Source organism: Pseudomonas sp. FBCC-B545, assembly GCF_059134095.1.
In genome coordinates this window covers 5855939-5875672 of record NZ_CP101441.1, presented here as the reverse complement: position 1 = coordinate 5875672, position 19734 = coordinate 5855939, and the positions used below count along the sequence as shown (strand labels likewise).

Genomic DNA, 19734 nt, shown 5'->3' with positions numbered 1-19734 from the left:
ACCTTGAGCGATTTCCGCTATAATCCGCGCCCCCCTTTTTCAGCAGGCCCGGCGCGCGCTGTTTCCATGAAATTAATCGTTAAAGTCTTCCCCGAGATCACCATCAAGAGCCGACCGGTACGGACGCGTTTCATCCGTCAGTTGGCCAAGAACATCCGTGCCGTGCTCCGTGACCTGGACTCGGCTGTGGTGGTGAACGGCGTGTGGGACAATCTCGAGCTGGAAACCCGTATTACCGACGCCAAAGCCTTGAAGGACATGACCGAGCGCCTGAGCTGCATGCCGGGCATCGCGCATTTCCTGCAGGTGGATGAGTACCCGCTGGGCGACTTCGACGACATCACCGACAAGTGCAAGCAGCACTACGGCAGCTCGCTGGAAGGCAAGGTTTTTTCGGTGCGTTGCAAGCGTGCCGGCAAGCACCCGTTCAGCTCCATGGACGTCGAGAAATACGTCGGCAGCAAGCTGCGTCGCGAGTGCGGCGCCGCTGGAATTTCCCTCAAGGCGCCGCAAATTGAAGTGCGCATGGAAATTCGCGACCAACGGTTGTTTGTGATTCACAGCCAGCACGACAGCATCGGCGGCTACCCGTTGGGCGCCCTGGAACAGACCCTGGTATTGATGTCCGGCGGTTTCGATTCCACGGTGGCGGCCTACCAGATCATGCGCCGCGGCCTGATGAGCCACTTCTGCTTCTTCAACCTGGGCGGGCGTGCACATGAATTGGGCGTGATGGAAGTCGCGCACTACATCTGGAAGAAGTACGGCAGCTCCCAGCGTGTGCTATTTGTGAGCGTGCCGTTCGAGGAAGTGCTGGGGGAAATTCTCGGCAAAGTCGATAACAGTCATATGGGCGTGGTATTGAAGCGTATGATGTTGCGCGCTGCCTCGCGAATTGCCGATCAACTGCAGATCGACGCGCTGGTGACCGGCGAAGCGATTTCCCAGGTATCCAGCCAGACGCTGCCGAACCTGTCGATCATCGACTGTGTTACCGAGAAGCTGGTGCTGCGCCCGCTGATCGCCAGCCACAAGCAGGACATCATCGACCTGGCAGAACAGATCGGCACCGCCGATTTTGCCAAGCATATGCCTGAGTACTGCGGGGTCATCTCGGTGAACCCCAAGACCCACGCCAAGCGGCATCGCGTGGAGCATGAAGAGAAAGAATTCGACATGGCGATTCTGGAGCGTGCGCTCGAGAATGCCAAGCTGGTGCCAATCGATCGCGTCATCGACGAGTTGGGCCAGGATGTGCAAATCGAAGAAGTCAGTGAGGCCCTGGCCGGCCAGATCGTCATCGACATCCGTCACCCGGACGCCGCTGAAGACGAGCCGCTGGAAATTACTGGCATCGACGTGCAAACGCTGCCGTTCTACGCACTGAACGCGCGTTTCAAGGAACTGGATAACAGCCGTCAGTACCTGCTGTATTGCGACAAAGGCGTGATGAGTCGCCTGCATGCCCACCATTTGCTCAGTGAGGGGCATGCCAATGTGCGCGTTTATCGACCGAGCTAAGAGCCCGGGGCTGTTTGCCTGTGGCCTGCGTCACCGGCCCCCCGACTCTGCCGTCAAGCTGTAACGGCAAGGCCTGACTCTACTGTTAATCGCTGCCACGACCTGTCAGCACACCGAATCCTCTGATCGAGATACACAAGTGATCGAAAATCTACGTAACATCGCCATCATTGCCCACGTTGACCATGGTAAAACCACCCTGGTAGACAAACTCCTGCGTCAATCCGGCACCCTGGAGCGCAACGAGCTCAACGACGAGCGCGTGATGGACTCCAACGACCAGGAAAAAGAGCGCGGTATTACCATCCTGGCAAAAAACACCGCTATCAACTGGAACGGCTACCACATCAACATCGTGGATACCCCGGGCCACGCCGACTTCGGCGGCGAAGTAGAACGCGTAATGTCGATGGTCGACTCCGTTCTGCTGCTGGTTGACGCTCAAGACGGCCCTATGCCGCAAACCCGTTTCGTGACCAAGAAGGCCTTCGAAGCCGGCCTGCGTCCGATCGTGTGCATCAACAAGGTTGACCGTCCAGGCGCGCGTCCGGACTGGGTTCTGGACCAGATCTTCGACCTGTTCGACAACCTCGGCGCCACCGAAGAACAACTCGATTTCCAGGTTATCTACGCCTCGGCCCTGAACGGCATTGCTGGTCTTGACCACAACGACATGGCTGAAGACATGACCCCGCTGTACCAGTCGATCGTCGACAACGTACCGCCGCCGAAAGTTGACCGTGAAGGCCCGTTCCAGATGCAAATCTCGGCACTGGACTACAACAGCTTCCTGGGTGTTATTGGCGTTGGCCGTATCGCTCGTGGCAGCGTCAAGCCGAACACCCCGGTTGTCGCTATCGGTGCCGACGGCAAGAAGCGTAACGGTCGTATCCTGAAGCTGATGGGTCACCACGGCCTGCACCGCATCGACGTTGAAGAAGCGTTTGCCGGCGACATCGTGTGCGTGAGCGGCATGGACTCGCTGTTCATCTCCGACACCCTGTGCCAGCCAGACAACGTCGAGGCGATGAAGCCTCTGACCGTTGACGAGCCAACCGTTTCCATGACGTTCCAGGTAAACGACTCGCCGTTCTGCGGTAAAGAAGGCAAGTTCGTGACCTCCCGTAACATCAAGGAGCGTCTGGACAAAGAGCTGCTGTACAACGTTGCACTGCGCGTTGAAGAAGGCGACTCGGCTGACAAGTTCAAAGTCTCCGGCCGTGGTGAGCTGCACCTCTCGGTACTGATCGAAACCATGCGTCGCGAAGGCTTCGAAATGGGTGTTGGTCGTCCGGAAGTGATCATCCGTACTGTTGACGGCGTGAAGCAGGAACCGTTCGAAAACGTCACCATCGACACCCCTGAAGAATCCCAGGGCAAGGTCATGGAAGAGATGGGCCTGCGTAAGGGCGACCTGACCAACATGGTGCCGGATGGCAAGGGCCGTGTACGTCTGGAATACAACATCCCTGCTCGCGGTCTGATCGGTTTCCGTAACCAGTTCCTGACCCTGACCAACGGTGCTGGCATCCTGACCTCGATCTTCGATCGTTACGACACCATGAAGTCCGGCGACATGTCCGGCCGTCAGAACGGTGTTCTGGTATCGGTAGAAACCGGCAAGGCGCTGACCTACTCCCTGGAAACCCTCCAGGCGCGTGGCAAGCTGTTCGTTGAACACGGTCAAGAGATCTACAACGGCCAGATCGTTGGTCTGAACAGCCGTGACAACGACATGGGCGTCAACCCAACCAAAGGCAAGAAGCTCGACAACATGCGTGCTTCGGGCAAAGACGAAACCATCGCTCTGGTCCCACCTGTTCGCTTCACCCTGGAACAGGCCCTGGAATTCATCCAGGATGACGAGCTGTGCGAAGTCACGCCTAAGTCGATCCGCCTGCGTAAGAAGATCCTGGACGAAGGCGAGCGTACCCGCGCTGCCAAGAAAGCCAAGAACTGAGTTAACTCAGGCTGAATGAAAAACGCCCCCGGTCGAAAGGCCGGGGGCGTTTTTTTATGCCTGCTGGTTTTGTGCTGACTGTACCGGCCTCATCGGGGGCAAGCCCCCTCCCACATTTTGTTCTGTGAACACATTCGAAGTGTGGGAGGGGGCTTGCCCCCGATAGGGCCCTTGAGAACCCCACAAACCCTGGATCAGAACTTATCGAGAGTCTTGAAGTTGGTCTCGCGCACCACTTCTTTCGGCTTATACGCACAATACCCCGGTCGCGGCCCGATTTTCGGGTGGTTGCGGCAAGTATCCGGGCGCTTGTCATAAATAGTGCAGAAGCGCGTCTTACGATCCAGGTACAGGCAGTCGTTGTTGCTCATGCGCTGCAGGGTAAAAATCTCGGATTTGTTGTTGTAGCGCTCGACGATGCCTTCCTTCTGCAAGCGCTTGGCGATGTTCTTCGGCGGGTCGCCGCGCTCGAACTCATCTACGATGCCAATGCGGATCAGGTCTTTGATCTTCACCTCCACCGGCAGGGTGCAGCAGCTGGACACGCAGCCGCCGCACATGTGGGCGGAATATTTCTGCCACGTTTCGAGACGGTCGAGTTCCGCGGCGGCGATCAGTTGAGGCTTCATCAGGGTTCCAAGGTGGGGCGGTGTCCGGGCGCGCGATCATACCGGGATTGATGATTTTTTGAACAATATTTTCAGGTTTTTCATCTTCGGTGGCGTTCGGGCACGACCCCTGCATCTAATCCCTTTAACAGTGAATGAGTTAAAAAACTGACGAACCAGAGCCTGCGCCGTGTGTCAGAGCGTCTAGGCTCTAGCAACTCCTTCTATCTCGCCCGAGGTCGCAACTGATGTCTCAGGAACCACTTGCACGAGAAGCAGAGGTAGCCGCATTCCGCGATGCTGTCTTGACCAAACTCACCTACGCGGTGGGCAAGGACCCGGATCACGCCTTCGACCATGACTGGTTCGAAGCCATTGCCCTGGCCGCCCGCGACCAAATGGTCGAACGCTGGATGGACCATACGCGACGTATTTACCGAAAAGGCCAAAAGCGCGTTTACTACCTCTCCCTGGAGTTCCTCATCGGCCGTTTGCTCTACGACAGCCTGAGCAACCTTGGCGTGCTGGAAATCGCCCGCGAAGCCTTGTCCGAGCTGGGTGTCGACCTGGAACGGATCCGCCTGCTGGAGCCCGACGCGGCTCTCGGCAACGGTGGCTTGGGGCGCCTGGCCGCCTGCTTCATGGAAAGCATGTCGACCCTGGGCATTGCCGGCCACGGTTATGGCATCCGTTATGAGCACGGTCTGTTCCGCCAGGCCATTGTCGACGGCTGGCAGCAGGAACAAACCGAACGCTGGCTGGATTTCGGCAACCCGTGGGAATTTGAACGCGCCGAGGTGATTTACCCGATCGGCTTTGGCGGCAGTGTCGAAACGATTGCGGACGCCTCCGGCAAGATGATCCAGGTGTGGTCGCCCAACGAGACTGTACGCGCAGTAGCCTATGACACACCGGTAGTCGGCTGGCGCGGCGCCAGCGTCAACACCCTGCGCCTGTGGCGTGCACGGGCCGTAGAAGACTTGCACCTGGAGCGCTTCAATGCCGGTGACCACTTGGGCGCCGTCGCCGAAGTGGCCCGCGCCGAAAGCATCTCCCGCGTGCTGTACCCGGCCGACAGCACCGAAGCCGGGCAGGAATTGCGCCTGCGCCAGGAATATTTCTTCGTCTCCGCTTCACTGCAGGATCTGCTGCGCCGCCACAAGAACATGCACGGCTCGGTGCTGAGCCTGGGGGAACACGCCGCCATCCAGCTCAACGATACCCACCCGTCCATCGCCGTGGCCGAGTTGATGCGCCAGCTGGTCGACCTGCATGACATACCGTGGGAAGCCGCGTGGGACGTCACCGTCGAAACGCTTTCCTACACCAACCACACCTTGCTACCCGAAGCGCTGGAAACCTGGCCTGTAGGTTTGATGGAGCGCATGCTGCCCCGGCACATGCAGATCATCTACCTGATCAACGCCCAGCACATTGACTCGCTGCGCGCCAAGGGCATCCACGACTTCGACGTACTGCGCGCCGTGTCACTGATCGAAGAAGACAACGGCCGCCGCGTGCGCATGGGCAACCTGGCGTTCCTCGGCTCCCATAGCGTCAACGGCGTGTCCGGCTTGCATACCCAGCTGATGCGCAGCACGGTGTTCTCCGAACTGCACAAGCTTTACCCCGAACGGATCAACAACAAGACCAACGGCATCACCTTCCGCCGCTGGCTCTACCAGGCCAACCCCAAGTTGACCGCGATGCTGGTGGAGGCCCTGGGCCCGGACATTCTCGATAGCATGGAAACCCGCTTGACGGAGTTGGAAACCTTCGCCGAGAAACAGACCTTCCGCAAATCCTTCGCCGAACAGCGCTTGCACAGCAAGCGTGCACTGGCCGAGATCATTCATGAGCGCCTGGGCATCGCGGTCAACCCGGCGGCGATGTTCGACGTGCAGGTCAAGCGTATCCACGAATACAAGCGCCAACTGCTCAACCTGCTGCACACCGTGGCCCTGTACCAGGCGATTCGTGCCGAACCCGAGGTCGACTGGGTGCCAAGGGTGAAAATCTTCGCCGGCAAGGCTGCGGCCAGTTACCACCAGGCAAAGCTGATCATCAAGCTGACCAACGACATCGCCCGCACCGTCAACAACGACCCGACCGTACGTGGTCTGCTCAAGGTGGTGTTCCTGCCCAACTACAACGTCAGCCTGGCGGAAAGCATCATCCCGGCGGCGGACTTATCGGAGCAGATCTCCACGGCCGGTTTCGAGGCGTCAGGCACCAGCAACATGAAGTTCGGCCTCAACGGTGCGTTGACCATCGGCACCATGGACGGCGCCAACGTGGAGATGCACGAGCGTGTCGGCGCCGAGCACATGTTTATCTTCGGCCTCAGTGCCCAGCAGGTGGAAGCGCGCAAGCACGCCGGAGAGTTCAACGCCGGGCCGGACATCGCCGTGTCCCACCGTTTGAGCGACGTGCTGCAAGCGATCCGCGGCGGGGTGTTCTCGCCGGATGATCCGGGGCGTTATGTCGGCCTGATCGACGGGCTGATCGACTACGACCGCTTCTTGGTGTGTGCCGATTTCGATTCCTACTGGGATGCCCAGGCACGGGTCGAGGCGCATTGGCATGACTCCAAGGAATGGTGGCGTTCGGCGGTGCTGAATACGGCAAGGATGGGTTGGTTCTCCTCGGACCGTACCATCCGCGAATACGCCACCGAGATCTGGAAAGCCCTCGACTAAACACCGCAACACAAAATGTGGGAGGGGGCTTGCCCCCGATGACGGAGTGTCAGCATTGACTGTATCAGCTGATCCACCGCTATCGGGGGCAAGCCCCCTCCCACATTGCTTCTGCGTCGATATACTGGCCTTCGGTTCGCTCAGGGAATATCGACCATGCAATGGATTTTCATGCTGATTGGCCTGGTACTCGGCTGGGCGCTCGATGAGTCTTTCAGCGATGCGGGTATCGGTGCATTGTTTGGGTTGGGCATCGGCCAGGCGCTCCGCCTGTCGCAGTTGTCGGCCCAGGCGCAGCAGCAGGCCAGTCAGTTGGAAACCACGCAGAAGGCGCTGATAGCCTTGGGCGAGCGCCTGCGGCAGCTGGAAGTGCCCACGCCGACCAGCAACGTTGCAGCCGACCCCCCTGTGCCTGAGCCGGCACCTGTCGCCAAACCGTCCGAACTGGTTTGGGAGCTGCCTGCTGAATTGACGCCTGGGGCCATGATTGCCGAGCCGAGCCGGCCGCTACCGGATGACGCCTGGACGCCCAATGCCACGCCTCGCCCACCTGAACCACTACGCAGCCCCAACCTGATCGAACGCGCCATTACCGCTGCACGCACTTGGCTGTTCGGCGGCAATACCGTGCTGCGTGTCGGTTTGGTGCTGTTGTTCCTTGGCCTGGCGTTCCTGCTGCGCTACGCCACGGAAGGCATGGTAGTGCCGATCCAGCTGCGGTACGCCGGAGTAGCGACGGCTGCCATCGGCCTGCTGGGCCTGGGCTGGTGGTTGCGGCGGCGTAACAGCAATTACGGCCTGATGCTGCAAGGCGCCGGTATCGCAGTGCTGTACCTGACGGTATTCGCCGCGATGCGCTTGCACCCGTTGATCGACTCGGGCACGGCGTTTGGCCTGTTGGTGGTCGTGACCGTTTTTTCCGCGATTCTGGCGCTCACTCAAGATGCGTTGGGCCTGGCCTGCGCGGCCGCGCTGGGCGGTTTTGCTGCGCCGCTCCTGGCGTCTACCGGTGCCGGCAGCCATGTGACGTTGTTCAGCTACTTCGCCCTGCTCAATGCCGGCATCCTTGCCATCGCCTGGTTCAAGGCTTGGCGCCCACTCAATCTGATCGGCTTTGTCGGCACCTTCGGTATCGGCTTCGCCTGGGGCATGCGTTCCTATACGCCGGATATGCTCTGGAGCACTGAGCCGTTCCTGATTGTATTTTTCCTGATGTACCTGGCCGTCGGCTTGTTGTTTGCCCGGCGCAAGTTGCAGGAGTTGGGTGACGCGCCTGAGGGCGACAGCCGTGGCGCGTTGCTGCGTTGGTCGGCGGCCAAAGGCGATTACGTCGACGGCAGCCTGCTGTTCGGTCCGCCGCTGGTGGGCTTTGGGTTGCAGTTCGCATTGGTACAGCATCTGGAATTTGCCGCAGCGTTCAGTGCCTTGGCACTGGGCATTCTCTACATGGCCCTGGCGCGCTGGCTGAGCGGCGGGCGTGCCTTGTTGCTGGCGCAAACCTGCCTGGCCCTTGGGGTGATTTTCGCCAGCCTGGCGATTCCCCTGGGGCTCGATGCGCGTTGGACCACGGCGGCCTGGGCAGTAGAGGGCGCCGGAATCTTCTGGCTCGGCTTGCGCCAACAGCGGCTATTGGCGCGGGCATTTGCCTTGTTGCTGCAGCTAGGCTCGGCACTGGCTTTTTTCAGCGAGTTGCGCCCCGGTACAGACACGCTGCTGGAGGGGCCTGCACTGAGTGCGTTGTTGCTAGGCGCAGCGTTGCTGTTCACGTTTTATCAGGTTCACAAAGCTGCGCCTGAGCTCGCCCACGCTTGGGAACGTAAAGGCGCACCGTGGCTTGCGGCGCTCGGCCTGGGCTGTGGATATCTGCTGGCGCCGTTGCTGTGGTCGACCCAGGGCAGCGTCATCGGCTGGTCGCTCGCCGGACTGGTAACGGCGTGGGCAGGCCAGCGGCTCGGTTCGCAGGCTTGGGTGCGTTGTGCTGTGGCCGTGCAACTGCTCAGCGGCATCAGCTTTGCGCTCGACCCTGTCAGTAATTTCTACACACCGATGATCATCGCCCTGGCCGCAATGACCAGCGCCTGGTGTTTGCGGCAGCAGCAATCGACCCGCAGCTCCAAACTGCTGCTGGGCTGGGGCGTGGTGTGGTGGGGGCTGGCCGTGCTCGGCGAAGTGTGGCGCTCAGCCCCGACGGATTGGCACGCAACCTGGTTATACGCGGCAGCGGCGCTGAGCACAGGGTTGTGGTGCTGGCTGGCGCTGCGCCTGCGTTGGGTGGCGCTCGGGGCGGTGTGCACCTTGCTGATGCCGGTTGCCGGTATGGTGCTGCTTGGCACATGGGACGAGTACTACCATCCGGCCGCCAACCTCGCCGGGTTGGCATGGGTTGCGGTTTTCGCGCTGCACTTCGTTTCACTGCGCCGCCTGGCGTTGCTGGTGCCGCAGCAAGCGCTGAGTGTTGCCCATGTGCTCGGCTGCTGGATGTTGATCGGCGTGCTGACGCTGGAGCTGCGCTACGGCCTGATGCAGCTGTCGAGCGAGTATAACGCCTGGCGCTGGCTGGGTTGGGCGATTCTGCCAAGTCTGTATCTGGTGCTCGCGGCACCACCACGTGCCTGGCCGTGGCCGGTGTCGGCCTATCCGCGTGAGTACCGCGTGCTGGCCACGCTGCCCCTGGCCGTATTGATGCTGGGATGGTTCTGGCTGGCGAATATGTTCAGCGACGGTACCGCCAAACCGATGCCCTACGTGCCGCTGATCAGCCCGCTGGACCTGGGCCTGCTGTTTGCGTTGCTCGGGGTGTACCTGTGGTCGCGCAGCGTGGCGCTGCAACGTGGGGCGCAAGTGACATTGATTGCCCAGGCGGTGGTGGGTGCCTCGTTGTTTGCTTTCTTTACCGCGCTGGTGATGCGCACCGCGCACCATTGGAGCGGTGTGCCGTTCCATTTGGATGCGCTGCTGGAGTCGATGCGGGTCCAGGCAGGGTTGTCGATTGTCTGGACCCTGATCGCCCTCGGCCTGATGATCGGCGGTCACCTGCGCCATCGTCGCGAAGTATGGCTGGTCGGTGCGGTGCTGATTGCGGTGGTGGTGGCCAAGCTGTTCTTTGTCGAGTTGAGTAACCGCGGCGGCCTGGCGCGAATCGTGTCGTTCATCGGCGTGGGTGGGTTGCTGCTGGTGGTGGGGTATTTCGCACCGCTGCCGCCCAAGCGGGCTGAGCCTGCGGGCAGGCCTTGAACTCTATTGGAGTTAAATCCTCTGATTAGAGGAAATACATCTCGACTCGCGCTAAACTGCGCGGGTTTTCAGCCCCCCATTCTCCGGAGCCGTCCATGTCCCGCGTTACCCTGAGTCGCTATTTGATCGAGCAGACCCGCAGCAACAACACGCCTGCTGATCTGCGCTTCCTTATCGAAGTGGTGGCGCGTGCTTGCAAGGAAATCAGCCACGCCGTATCCAAAGGCGCCCTCGGTGGCGTGCTGGGCAGCATGGGCACTGAGAACGTGCAAGGCGAAGTGCAGAAGAAACTCGACGTAATCTCCAACGAGATCCTGCTCGAAGCCAACGAATGGGGTGGTCACCTGGCTGGCATGGCGTCCGAAGAAATGGACAATGCCTACCAGATCCCGGGCAAATACCCGAAAGGCGCGTACCTGCTGGTATTCGATCCACTGGACGGCTCGTCCAACATCGACATCAACGCACCAGTCGGCACCATCTTCTCGGTACTGCGTTGCCCAAGCGAATACCTGAGCCAGAACGAAGCCCTGAACGAAAAGGCCTTCCTGCAGCCAGGCACTGAGCAGGTGGCTGCCGGCTATGCGATCTACGGCCCACAGACCATGTTGGTGCTGACCCTGGGCGACGGCGTCAAGGGCTTCACCCTCGACCGCGAAATGGGCAGCTTTGTGCTGACCCACGAAGACATTTCGATTCCTGCCTCTACCCAGGAATTCGCGATCAACATGTCCAACCAGCGTCACTGGGAAGAGCCGGTGAAACGTTACGTCAACGAGCTGATGGAAGGCGAAGAAGGTCCGTTGAAGAAGAACTTCAACATGCGCTGGGTCGCCGCGATGGTGGCCGACGTGCATCGCATCCTGACCCGTGGCGGCCTGTTCATGTACCCACGCGACAGCCGCGAGCCGTCCAAGCCGGGCAAGTTGCGCCTGATGTACGAAGCCAACCCGATGTCGTTCCTGGTCGAGCAGGCGGGCGGTGCGTCCACCGATGGCCACCAGCGTATCCTCGATATCCAGCCCGAAGGCCTGCACCAGCGCGTGGCGGTGTTCCTGGGTTCGAAGGAAGAAGTTGAGCGTGTGACCGGCTACCACAAGAAGTAATACACGGCGATAAATTATCCGCCGTGTTGTGAGGCCGTTCACCCTTGAAGAAGCCCCGAAACGTTTCAGCGTTTGCGGGGCTTTTTTGTTTTCGCTCGTCGGGAACCAGACACCTCTTTTCCCTTCTAAGCTTCTGGCAGATACCCCAGCTGCTTTGTCTCTCCAGGAGCTTTTCCATGTCTTTACGCCGTCTCGCCCTGCTGGCTTTTTGCGTGCTGTTAGCCGCTTGCAGCAAGGTCACTCAAGAAAACTACCAGAAATTGTCGGCCGGCATGGCCAAGGCCGAGGTAGAGTCGTTGCTGGGCAAGCCAACCGATTGTTCCGGCGCACTGGGCATGTCCAGCTGCACCTGGGGCGATAAAAACAGCTTTATCAGCGTGCAGTACGCCGGTGACAAAGTTCTGATGTTTTCCGGGCAAGGCCTGAAGTAAACCGGGGCGCGAGCCTGCGGGAGAAGAAGAATGATGCGTTTTGTTTTGTTCCTTTGCGCCAGCCTGTTTTTGGCGGGCTGTGCCAGCCATTCTGGCGATGATCTGCAACCCAAGACCGCGAGCAACGTCAACCTCAAGCGTTACCAGGGCACCTGGTATGAGTTGGCGCGTTTGCCCATGTACTTTCAGCGCAACTGCGCGCAATCCGAAGCTCGCTATACCTTGCTGCCGGACGGTGACATGTCGGTGTTCAATCGCTGCCTGACACCTGAATGGAAGTGGCAGGAGGCCAAAGGCACGGCCACGCCGCAAGTGCCCGGCAAGACCGACAAGCTTTGGGTCGAATTCAATAACTGGTTCACGTCACTGCTGCCGGGCGTCGCCAAGGGCGATTACTGGGTGCTGTATGTGAGCGATGACTACAAGACCGCCATCGTCGGCAGCCCGAGCCGGCGCTATATGTGGATCCTGTCGCGCACGCCGACGGTGAGCGCCGATACCCGTGAAGACTTGCTCAGTAGGGCGCGGCAGCAGGGGTATGACACCACGCGGTTGATCTGGCGTACTTCAGATAAACAAATGGCCAAGACTTCGCAGTAATTAAATGTGGGAGGGGGCTTGCTCCCGATGCAGTGTGTCAGCCAGTACATCTGATACTGACACACCGCTATCGGGAGCAAGCCCCCTCCCACATGTGTTAGGTGTTGGCCGTTAGCCCAACAGATCTCTCAAGACTTGCGTGAATACCCGGCTGCTTTCCTCTTCACCAGCATGCCGCCCGTCCCGCACCACCCACTTGCCATTGACCAGCACATCGCGCACCTGGCGATCGCCACCGGCGAACAGCCAGCGATTGAGAATCCCATCCTCACTGGCGGTGGCCAGGTACGGATCGTTACCGTCCAGCACGATCCAATCCGCACGCTTACCCACTTCCAAGCGACCAATCGGCTGGCCCAGTGCCTGTGCGCCACCGTCCAGCGCAGCATCGAACAGCGTGCGCCCAACCATCGGCTGATCACTGCGATACAGGCGATTACGCCGTTGATCGCGCAGACGCTGGCCGTATTCCAACCAACGCAGTTCTTCCACCACGCTCAGTGATACATGGCTGTCGGACCCGATACCCATGCGTCCACCCTGGGCGAGGAAATCCACCGCCGGAAAAATCCCATCGCCCAGGTTCGCCTCGGTGGTCAGGCACAAACCGGCAATCGCTCGACTCTTGGCCATGCGTGTCACTTCATCGGGGTCGGCATGGGTGGCGTGCACCAGGCACCAGCGTTCATCCACTTCAACATTGTCATACAGCCATTGCAGCGGGCGCTTGCCGCTCCAGGCCAGGCAGTCGTCGACTTCTTTTTGCTGCTCCGCGATATGGATATGCACCGGGCAAGCCTTGTCACTGGCGGCCAGGACGTCGTGGATTTGCTGGGGGATGACGGCGCGCAGAGAGTGGAAACACAGGCCCAGTTGCTGCGCGGGTTGTGCCGCCAGGATCGGCTGCAAGCGTGCTTGCAGGTCCAGGTAGTTTTCGGTGCTGTTGATAAAACGGCGCTGGCCTTCATTCGGCGCCTGGCCGCCGAAGCCTGAGTGGGTATAGAGCACCGGCACCAACGTCAGGCCGATCCCGCTGCTGGCGGCCGCCAGGCTGATCTGGCGCGACAGCTCGGTACGGTCGGCATAGGGCTGGCCGCTGACATCGTGGTGCACGTAATGAAACTCGGCCACCGAGGTGTAGCCGGCCTTGAGCATTTCGATATACAACTGGCGGGCGATGACCTGCAATTGCTCGGGGCTGATCTTGCCGACCATGCGGTACATCAGGTCGCGCCAGGTCCAGAAACTGTCATTGGGGTTGCCTGCCACTTCGGCCAAACCCGCCATGGCGCGCTGGAACGCATGGGAATGCAGGTTAGGCATGCCCGCCAATACCGGGCCTCTGAGCCGTTCGGCGCCGTCTGCACTGGCATTGGCCTCCACCTGGGCCAGCAGGCCATCGGCGCTGACCTCAAGACGTACATCGTTGGCCCATCCATTAGGCAGCAGCGCGCGTTCGGCAAAGAAAGCGGACATGATCAAGGCACCCCGGTCGTGTGTTTATTTGTATATACATATACAGACGTTTGCCTGCTCGGTAAACTCCGGCAATCTATGCATCTTTTCTTCCTGCAAGGATTCCCTGTGCCGACTCCGCCCGCCAAGTCTTCGCTGGCTGCCCACATGGACGAAAGTCCGGCGCCCTTGTACGCCCGCGTCAAACAGATGATCAGCCAGCAGATTCTCAACGGCAACTGGCCGCCCCATTACCGCGTGCCGTCGGAGAGCGAGCTGGTCAGCCAGTTGGGCTTCAGCCGCATGACCATCAACCGCGCACTGCGCGAACTGACCGCCGAAGGGATGTTGGTGCGCATGCAAGGGGTCGGCACGTTCGTCGCCGAACCGAAGAGCCAGTCAGCGCTGTTTGAGGTGCACAACATCGCCGATGAGATCGCTTCCCGCGGGCATCGGCACACGTGCCAGGTCATCACCCTGGGCGAAGAAGCCGCCGGTTCCGAGCGTGCCGTGGCCCTGGAAATGCGCGAAGGCGGACGGGTGTTTCATTCGTTGATCGTGCATTACGAGAACGATATTCCGGTGCAAATCGAAGACCGTTTCGTCAATGCCCTGGTCGCGCCGCAATACCTGCAACAGGATTTCACCCAGCAGACTCCCTACGCCTACTTGAATCAGGTCGCGCCATTGACCGAGGGCGAGCATGTGGTTGAGGCGATCCTTGCCGACGCCGCCGAGTGCAAGTTGTTGCAGATCGAGCCGAGCGAACCGTGCCTGTTGATTCGTCGCCGCACCTGGTCAGGTCGCCAGCCGGTCACCGCTGCGCGGTTGATCCACCCCGGTTCCCGTCACAGCCTGGAAGGGAGGTTCAGCAAATGAGTGAAGTCAAGATCTGGCGCGCCGCCGACTATGTGCGCATGCCGTGGAAAAACGGCGGCGGCAGTACCGAAGAGATCACCCGTGATGCGGGCACTGGCCTGGATGGATTTGGCTGGCGCCTGTCGATTGCCGATATTGCCGAATCGGGCGAATTCTCCACGTTCGCCGGTTACCAGCGCGTGATTACGGTGATCAAGGGCGCGGGCATGGTGCTGACCGTTGACGGCGAGGAACAGCGCGGTTTGCTGCCGTTGCAGCCATTCGCGTTCGCGGGAGACAGCCAAGTGACGTGCCGTCTGATTACCGGGCCGATCCGCGATTTCAACCTGATCTATTCGCCTGAGCGTTATCACGCGCGTTTGCAGTGGGTGGATGGCGTGCAGCGGTTTTTCAGCACGGCACAGACAGTGCTGGTGTTCAGCGTGGCCGATGAGGTGAAGGTGTTGGGCGAGACCCTCGGTCACCACGATTGCCTGCAAGTGGACGGTAACGCGGGCTTGCTGGATATCTCGGTCACTGGCCGTTGCTGCCTGATCGAACTGACCGCACGCGGTTGAAAAATGTGGGAGGGAGTTTGCTCCCGATGGCGGTGTATCAGTCACCTATACATTGACTGTACTACTGCTATCGGGGGCAAGCCCCTCCCACATTTGTTTCTGTTTCCAGCCTGCGCACCAATTTGTTACTTAATGCCCCAGCGTGACGCAAAGCTGCGCTGTCGTGACAAATCCCTCTTGCCGTAAAACATCTCCGTAAGAAATTTCATCAAGCTTTGAAGCCTTTATTTTCAAGGCCTTTGCTCACCTTCGAAAAAAATCTGCAGGGCTCACACCAAGAGTTGGCCGCTCGATTGCATATGCTTGTACATACAAGTAAAGATGTGTGCGTAAGACTCTCCTTCGCACCATCCGTGTTCGCGCATCGATCGCCGAGGAGTCCTAGCAGTGACCAAGTCTACAAAATACCGTGACGTCGAAATCCGCGCCGCCCGCGGTAACAAGCTCACCGCCAAAAGCTGGCTGACTGAAGCGCCGCTGCGCATGCTGATGAACAACCTCGACCCACAAGTGGCCGAGAACCCGAAAGAGCTGGTGGTGTACGGCGGTATTGGCCGTGCGGCGCGCAATTGGGAATGCTACGACCAGATCGTCGAGAGCCTCACCAACCTGAACGACGACGAAACCCTATTGGTGCAATCGGGTAAACCGGTCGGCGTGTTCAAGACCCACAGCAATGCCCCGCGTGTGCTGATCGCCAACTCCAACCTGGTGCCGCACTGGGCCAGCTGGGAACACTTTAACGAATTGGATGCCAAGGGCCTGGCCATGTACGGCCAGATGACCGCCGGCAGCTGGATATACATCGGCAGCCAGGGCATCGTCCAGGGCACCTACGAAACCTTCGTCGAAGCTGGCCGCCAGCATTACAACAGCGATTTGACCGGTCGCTGGGTGCTCACCGCCGGTCTCGGCGGCATGGGCGGGGCCCAGCCGCTGGCGGCAACCCTGGCCGGCGCTTGCTCGCTGAACATCGAATGCCAGCAGGTCAGCATCGATTTCCGCCTGAGCAGCCGCTATGTCGACGAGCAAGCTACCGACCTCGACGACGCCCTGGCACGCATTGGCAAGTACACCAAGGAAGGCAAGGCCATCTCCATCGCCTTGCTGGGTAACGCCGCCGAAATCCTGCCGGAACTGGTCAAGCGTGGTGTACGTCCGGACATGGTCACCGACCAGACCAGCGCCCACGACCCGCTCAACGGCTACCTGCCAGCCGGCTGGACCTGGGACGAATACCGCGCCCGCGCCAAGACCGAGCCCGCCGCCGTGATCAAGGCCGCCAAGCAGTCGATGGCCGTGCACGTCAAAGCCATGCTGGAATTCCAGAAGCAGGGCATCCCGACCTTCGACTACGGCAATAACATCCGCCAGATGGCCCAGGAAGAAGGTGTGGAAAACGCCTTCGACTTTCCTGGTTTCGTACCGGCCTATATCCGCCCGCTGTTCTGCCGTGGCATCGGCCCGTTCCGTTGGGCTGCACTGTCCGGCGACCCGCAGGACATCTACAAGACTGACGCCAAGGTCAAAGAGCTGATCCCGGACGATGCCCACCTGCACAACTGGCTTGACATGGCTCGCGAACGCATCAGCTTCCAGGGCTTGCCGGCACGCATCTGCTGGGTTGGCCTGGGCCAGCGCGCCAAGCTCGGCCTGGCCTTCAACGAAATGGTACGCAGCGGCGAACTGTCCGCGCCGGTGGTGATCGGCCGTGACCACCTGGACTCCGGCTCTGTGGCCAGCCCGAACCGCGAAACCGAGGCCATGCAGGACGGTTCCGACGCCGTATCCGACTGGCCCCTGCTCAACGCCTTGCTCAACACCGCGAGCGGCGCGACCTGGGTTTCGCTGCACCACGGTGGTGGCGTAGGCATGGGCTTCTCCCAGCATTCGGGCATGGTGATCGTGTGTGACGGTACCGACGAAGCGGCTGAGCGCATTGCGCGGGTACTGCATAACGACCCGGCGACGGGGGTGATGCGTCATGCCGATGCCGGTTACCAGATCGCTATTGATTGCGCCAAGGAACAGGGCCTCAACCTGCCGATGATCAAGTGACCCATGTGGGAGGGGGCTTGCCCCCGATAGCGGCGGGTCAGTCATCTGATCTGTTGGCTGATACACCGCAATCGGGGGCAAGCCCCCTCCCACATTGGATCGGCGGCAACACTCAAGACAATCCATCAGAGGTTGAACCCCATGGCTGCGAATGACACCACCCCGTTGATCGAAAGGCGCTCGATCGACTACATCCCGGAAGCGGAAAGACACGGTCGTCTATTTAGCCAGTTCACCCTGTGGATGGGTGCCAACCTGCAAATCACCGCGATCGTCACCGGGGCCCTGGCCGTGGTGCTGGGCGGTGATGTGTTCTGGTCGTTGATCGGCCTGCTGGTCGGTCAACTGATTGGCGGCGGCGTCATGGCCTTGCATGCGGCCCAAGGCCCCAAGCTTGGCCTGCCGCAGATGATTTCCAGCCGGGTGCAGTTCGGCGTGTATGGCGCGGCCATCCCGATCGTACTGGTGTGCTTGATGTACCTGGGTTTCACCGCAACCGGCACCGTGCTGTCGGGTCAGGCGCTGGGGCAGTTGTTTGGAGTCAGCGACAGCGTCGGTATCCTGATCTTTGCCAGTGTCATCGTGCTGGTCACCGTGCTGGGTTACCGGGTGATCCATTTCATCGGCCGTGTCGCCAGCGTCATTGGCGTGATTGCTTTTGTCTACCTGTTCAGTCGCCTGATGGGCCAGACCGACGTTGGCGCACTCCTGCAGATCCGCCATTTCAGCTGGAGCAGTTTTCTGTTGGCCGTGTCCCTCGCGGCATCCTGGCAGATCGCCTTCGGCCCGTATGTGGCGGACTATTCGCGCTACCTGCCGAGCCAGACGTCATCGGTGAAAACCTTTCTTGCCGCTGGCGCAGGTTCGGTCGTCGGTGCACAGGTGGCGATGGTCCTTGGCGTGTTTGCCGCTGCGATGTCCGACGGACAGTTCGCCGGTCACGAAGTGGCCTACATCGTGGGCCTGAGCGGTACGGGAGCGACCGCTGCGTTGCTGTATTTCAGCATCGCGTTCGGCAAGGTCACCATCTCGACGCTGAACTCCTACGGCAGCTTCATGTGCATTGCGACCATCGTCAGCGGTTTCCGTGGTCGCCTGGAGGTCACGCGGCTGCAGCGCCTGGCATTCGTGCTGGCCATCGTCGGCGCGGCGACCCTGATCGCGTTGCTCGGCCAGCATTCGTTCCTGGGGGCGTTCAAGTCGTTCATCCTGTTCCTGCTGGCGTTCTTTACGCCCTGGAGTGCGATCAACCTGGTGGATTACTACTGCATCACCCGCGAGCGCTATGACGTGCCGGCACTGGCCGACCCGAACGGTCGCTACGGGCGCTGGAACCTGCTGGGTATCAGCGTCTATATCTTCGGCGTGCTGGTGCAGCTGCCGTTCATCGCCACCAAGTTCTACACCGGCCCTTTGGTGGCCGCGCTGGGTGGCGTGGATATTTCCTGGATCATCGGCTTGGTACTGCCGGCGGCCCTGTATTACGTGTGTGCGAAAAAATGGCACGGCACGGTACCCGATCACCTGATCCTGCCAAAAGAGCAGGGCGCTTTACCCACAACAAACGGGCTGGCTGCACAAGCCTGATGGGACGTGGACAGGGCAGGACGCCTACTGACTGCCGTAATCCATTTCATGATTGGGAGCGTCACAACAATGACTATGAATAAGACCTTGCTGGCTACCTTGTTCTCGGCTGGCTTGCTGGCAAGCGCCGGCGCCCAGGCGGCCGGCTGGTGCGAATCCGGCAAACCGGTGAAATTCGCCGGCCTGAACTGGGAAAGCGGCATGTTGCTCACCGACATCCTGCAAACCGTGCTGGAAAAAGGCTACGACTGCAAAACCGACAGCCTGCCGGGCAACTCCATCACCATGGAAAACGCCCTGGGCAGTAACGATATCCAAGTGTTTGCCGAGGAGTGGGTAGGCCGCAGCGAGGTCTGGAACAAGGCCGAGAAGGCCGGCAAGGTCGTGGGCGTCGGTGCCCCGGTCGTCGGTGCGGTCGAAGGTTGGTACGTACCGCGTTATGTGATCGAAGGCGACGCCAAGCGCAAGCTGGAAGCCAAGGCCCCGGACCTGAAAAGCATCGCCGACCTGGCCAAGTACGCCTCGGTGTTCAAGGACCAGGAAGAGCCCTCCAAGGGCCGTTTCTACAACTGCCCGGCCGGCTGGACCTGTGAGCTGGACAACAGCGAAATGCTCAAGAGCTACGGCCTGGAAAGCACCTATACCAACTTCCGCCCGGGCACCGGCCCGGCGCTGGACGCGGCGGTGCTGTCGAGCTACAAGCGCGGCGAGCCGATCCTGTTCTACTACTGGTCGCCGACGCCACTGATGGGCCAGGTCGACCTGGTCAAATTGGAAGAAAAACCCGGCGTGGATAAGCGCGTGAGTATCAAGGTCGGCCTGTCCAAGACCTTCCACGAGCAAGCCCCGGAACTGGTGGCTGTGCTGGAAAAGGTCAACCTGCCCATCGACCTGCTGAATCAGAACCTCGGCCGCATGGCCAAGGAGCGCATCGAGTCGCCAAAACTGGCGAAAATTTTCCTCAAGGAACATCCTGAAGTCTGGCACGCCTGGGTGAGCGACGACGCAGCCAAGAAAATCGACGCGGCCTTGTAGGTCA

General features: G+C 60.3%; 14 protein-coding genes. 12 read left to right on the top strand and 2 right to left on the bottom strand.

Going from position 1 to position 19734, the window contains the following annotated elements; translation table 11 throughout:
* Positions 1-66 precede the first annotated feature (66 nt).
* Both thiI and typA read left to right on the top strand, forming a co-directional pair.
* Positions 67-1521, top strand: a complete 1455-nt coding sequence (gene thiI / locus NMB39_RS26985; RefSeq protein WP_494339844.1) for a tRNA uracil 4-sulfurtransferase ThiI — start codon at positions 67-69, stop codon at positions 1519-1521.
* 139 nt (positions 1522-1660) lie between these two features.
* The gene (gene typA, locus NMB39_RS26980; RefSeq protein WP_043047284.1) at positions 1661-3481 is read left to right on the top strand and encodes a translational GTPase TypA; all 1821 of its coding nucleotides are present in this window, start codon (positions 1661-1663) and stop codon (positions 3479-3481) included.
* 194 nt (positions 3482-3675) lie between these two features.
* Here typA and NMB39_RS26975 read toward each other — a convergent pair whose 3' ends face one another.
* A complete protein-coding gene (locus NMB39_RS26975; protein WP_003187815.1) occupies positions 3676-4110 on the bottom strand; it encodes a YkgJ family cysteine cluster protein in 435 nt (144 codons plus the stop codon).
* 227 nt (positions 4111-4337) lie between these two features.
* On the opposite strand from NMB39_RS26975, the gene NMB39_RS26970 reads away from it, so the two are divergent.
* The 5 genes from NMB39_RS26970 (at position 4338) to NMB39_RS26950 (ending at position 12159) form a co-directional block, all read left to right on the top strand.
* Positions 4338-6788, top strand: a complete 2451-nt coding sequence (locus tag NMB39_RS26970) for a glycogen/starch/alpha-glucan phosphorylase (protein WP_057025463.1) — start codon at positions 4338-4340, stop codon at positions 6786-6788.
* A gap of 156 nt (positions 6789-6944) precedes the next feature.
* A complete protein-coding gene (locus NMB39_RS26965; RefSeq protein WP_494339845.1) occupies positions 6945-10022 on the top strand; it encodes a DUF2339 domain-containing protein in 3078 nt (1025 codons plus the stop codon).
* Positions 10023-10117: 95 nt separating this feature from the next.
* On the top strand, positions 10118-11128 hold the full coding sequence (locus NMB39_RS26960; protein ID WP_034117301.1) for a class 1 fructose-bisphosphatase: 1011 nt from the start codon (positions 10118-10120) through the stop codon (positions 11126-11128).
* Between the two features lie 176 nt (positions 11129-11304).
* The gene (locus tag NMB39_RS26955; RefSeq protein ID WP_043047281.1) at positions 11305-11559 is read left to right on the top strand and encodes a lipoprotein; all 255 of its coding nucleotides are present in this window, start codon (positions 11305-11307) and stop codon (positions 11557-11559) included.
* Between the two features lie 30 nt (positions 11560-11589).
* Positions 11590-12159, top strand: a complete 570-nt coding sequence (locus NMB39_RS26950) for a lipocalin family protein (protein ID WP_034117302.1) — start codon at positions 11590-11592, stop codon at positions 12157-12159.
* A gap of 111 nt (positions 12160-12270) precedes the next feature.
* On the opposite strand, the gene NMB39_RS26945 is transcribed toward NMB39_RS26950, so the two are convergent.
* Positions 12271-13635, bottom strand: coding sequence for a formimidoylglutamate deiminase (locus NMB39_RS26945; protein WP_494339846.1), 1365 nt, complete (start codon positions 13633-13635; stop codon positions 12271-12273).
* Positions 13636-13782: 147 nt separating this feature from the next.
* Here NMB39_RS26945 and hutC point away from each other — a divergent pair, with 147 nt between their 5' ends.
* The 5 genes from hutC (at position 13783) to NMB39_RS26920 (ending at position 19730) form a co-directional block, all read left to right on the top strand.
* Positions 13783-14493 (top strand): histidine utilization transcriptional repressor HutC, encoded by a 711-nt coding sequence (gene hutC / locus NMB39_RS26940; protein WP_231984834.1) that lies wholly within the window; start codon positions 13783-13785, stop codon positions 14491-14493.
* A complete protein-coding gene (locus NMB39_RS26935; RefSeq protein ID WP_057025466.1) occupies positions 14490-15050 on the top strand; it encodes a HutD/Ves family protein in 561 nt (186 codons plus the stop codon). Before hutC ends, NMB39_RS26935 begins: the two co-directional genes overlap by 4 nt.
* Positions 15051-15437: 387 nt before the next feature.
* On the top strand, positions 15438-17108 hold the full coding sequence (gene hutU, locus NMB39_RS26930) for a urocanate hydratase (RefSeq protein WP_057025467.1): 1671 nt from the start codon (positions 15438-15440) through the stop codon (positions 17106-17108).
* Between the two features lie 141 nt (positions 17109-17249).
* Positions 17250-18695 carry a purine-cytosine permease family protein gene (locus tag NMB39_RS26925; protein WP_306956877.1) on the top strand — a complete coding sequence of 482 codons (1446 nt, stop codon included), beginning with the start codon at positions 17250-17252 and terminating at the stop codon, positions 18693-18695.
* Between the two features lie 69 nt (positions 18696-18764).
* Positions 18765-19730, top strand: a complete 966-nt coding sequence (locus NMB39_RS26920; RefSeq protein WP_057025469.1) for an ABC transporter substrate-binding protein — start codon at positions 18765-18767, stop codon at positions 19728-19730.
* The last annotated feature ends 4 nt before the right edge of the window (positions 19731-19734 follow it).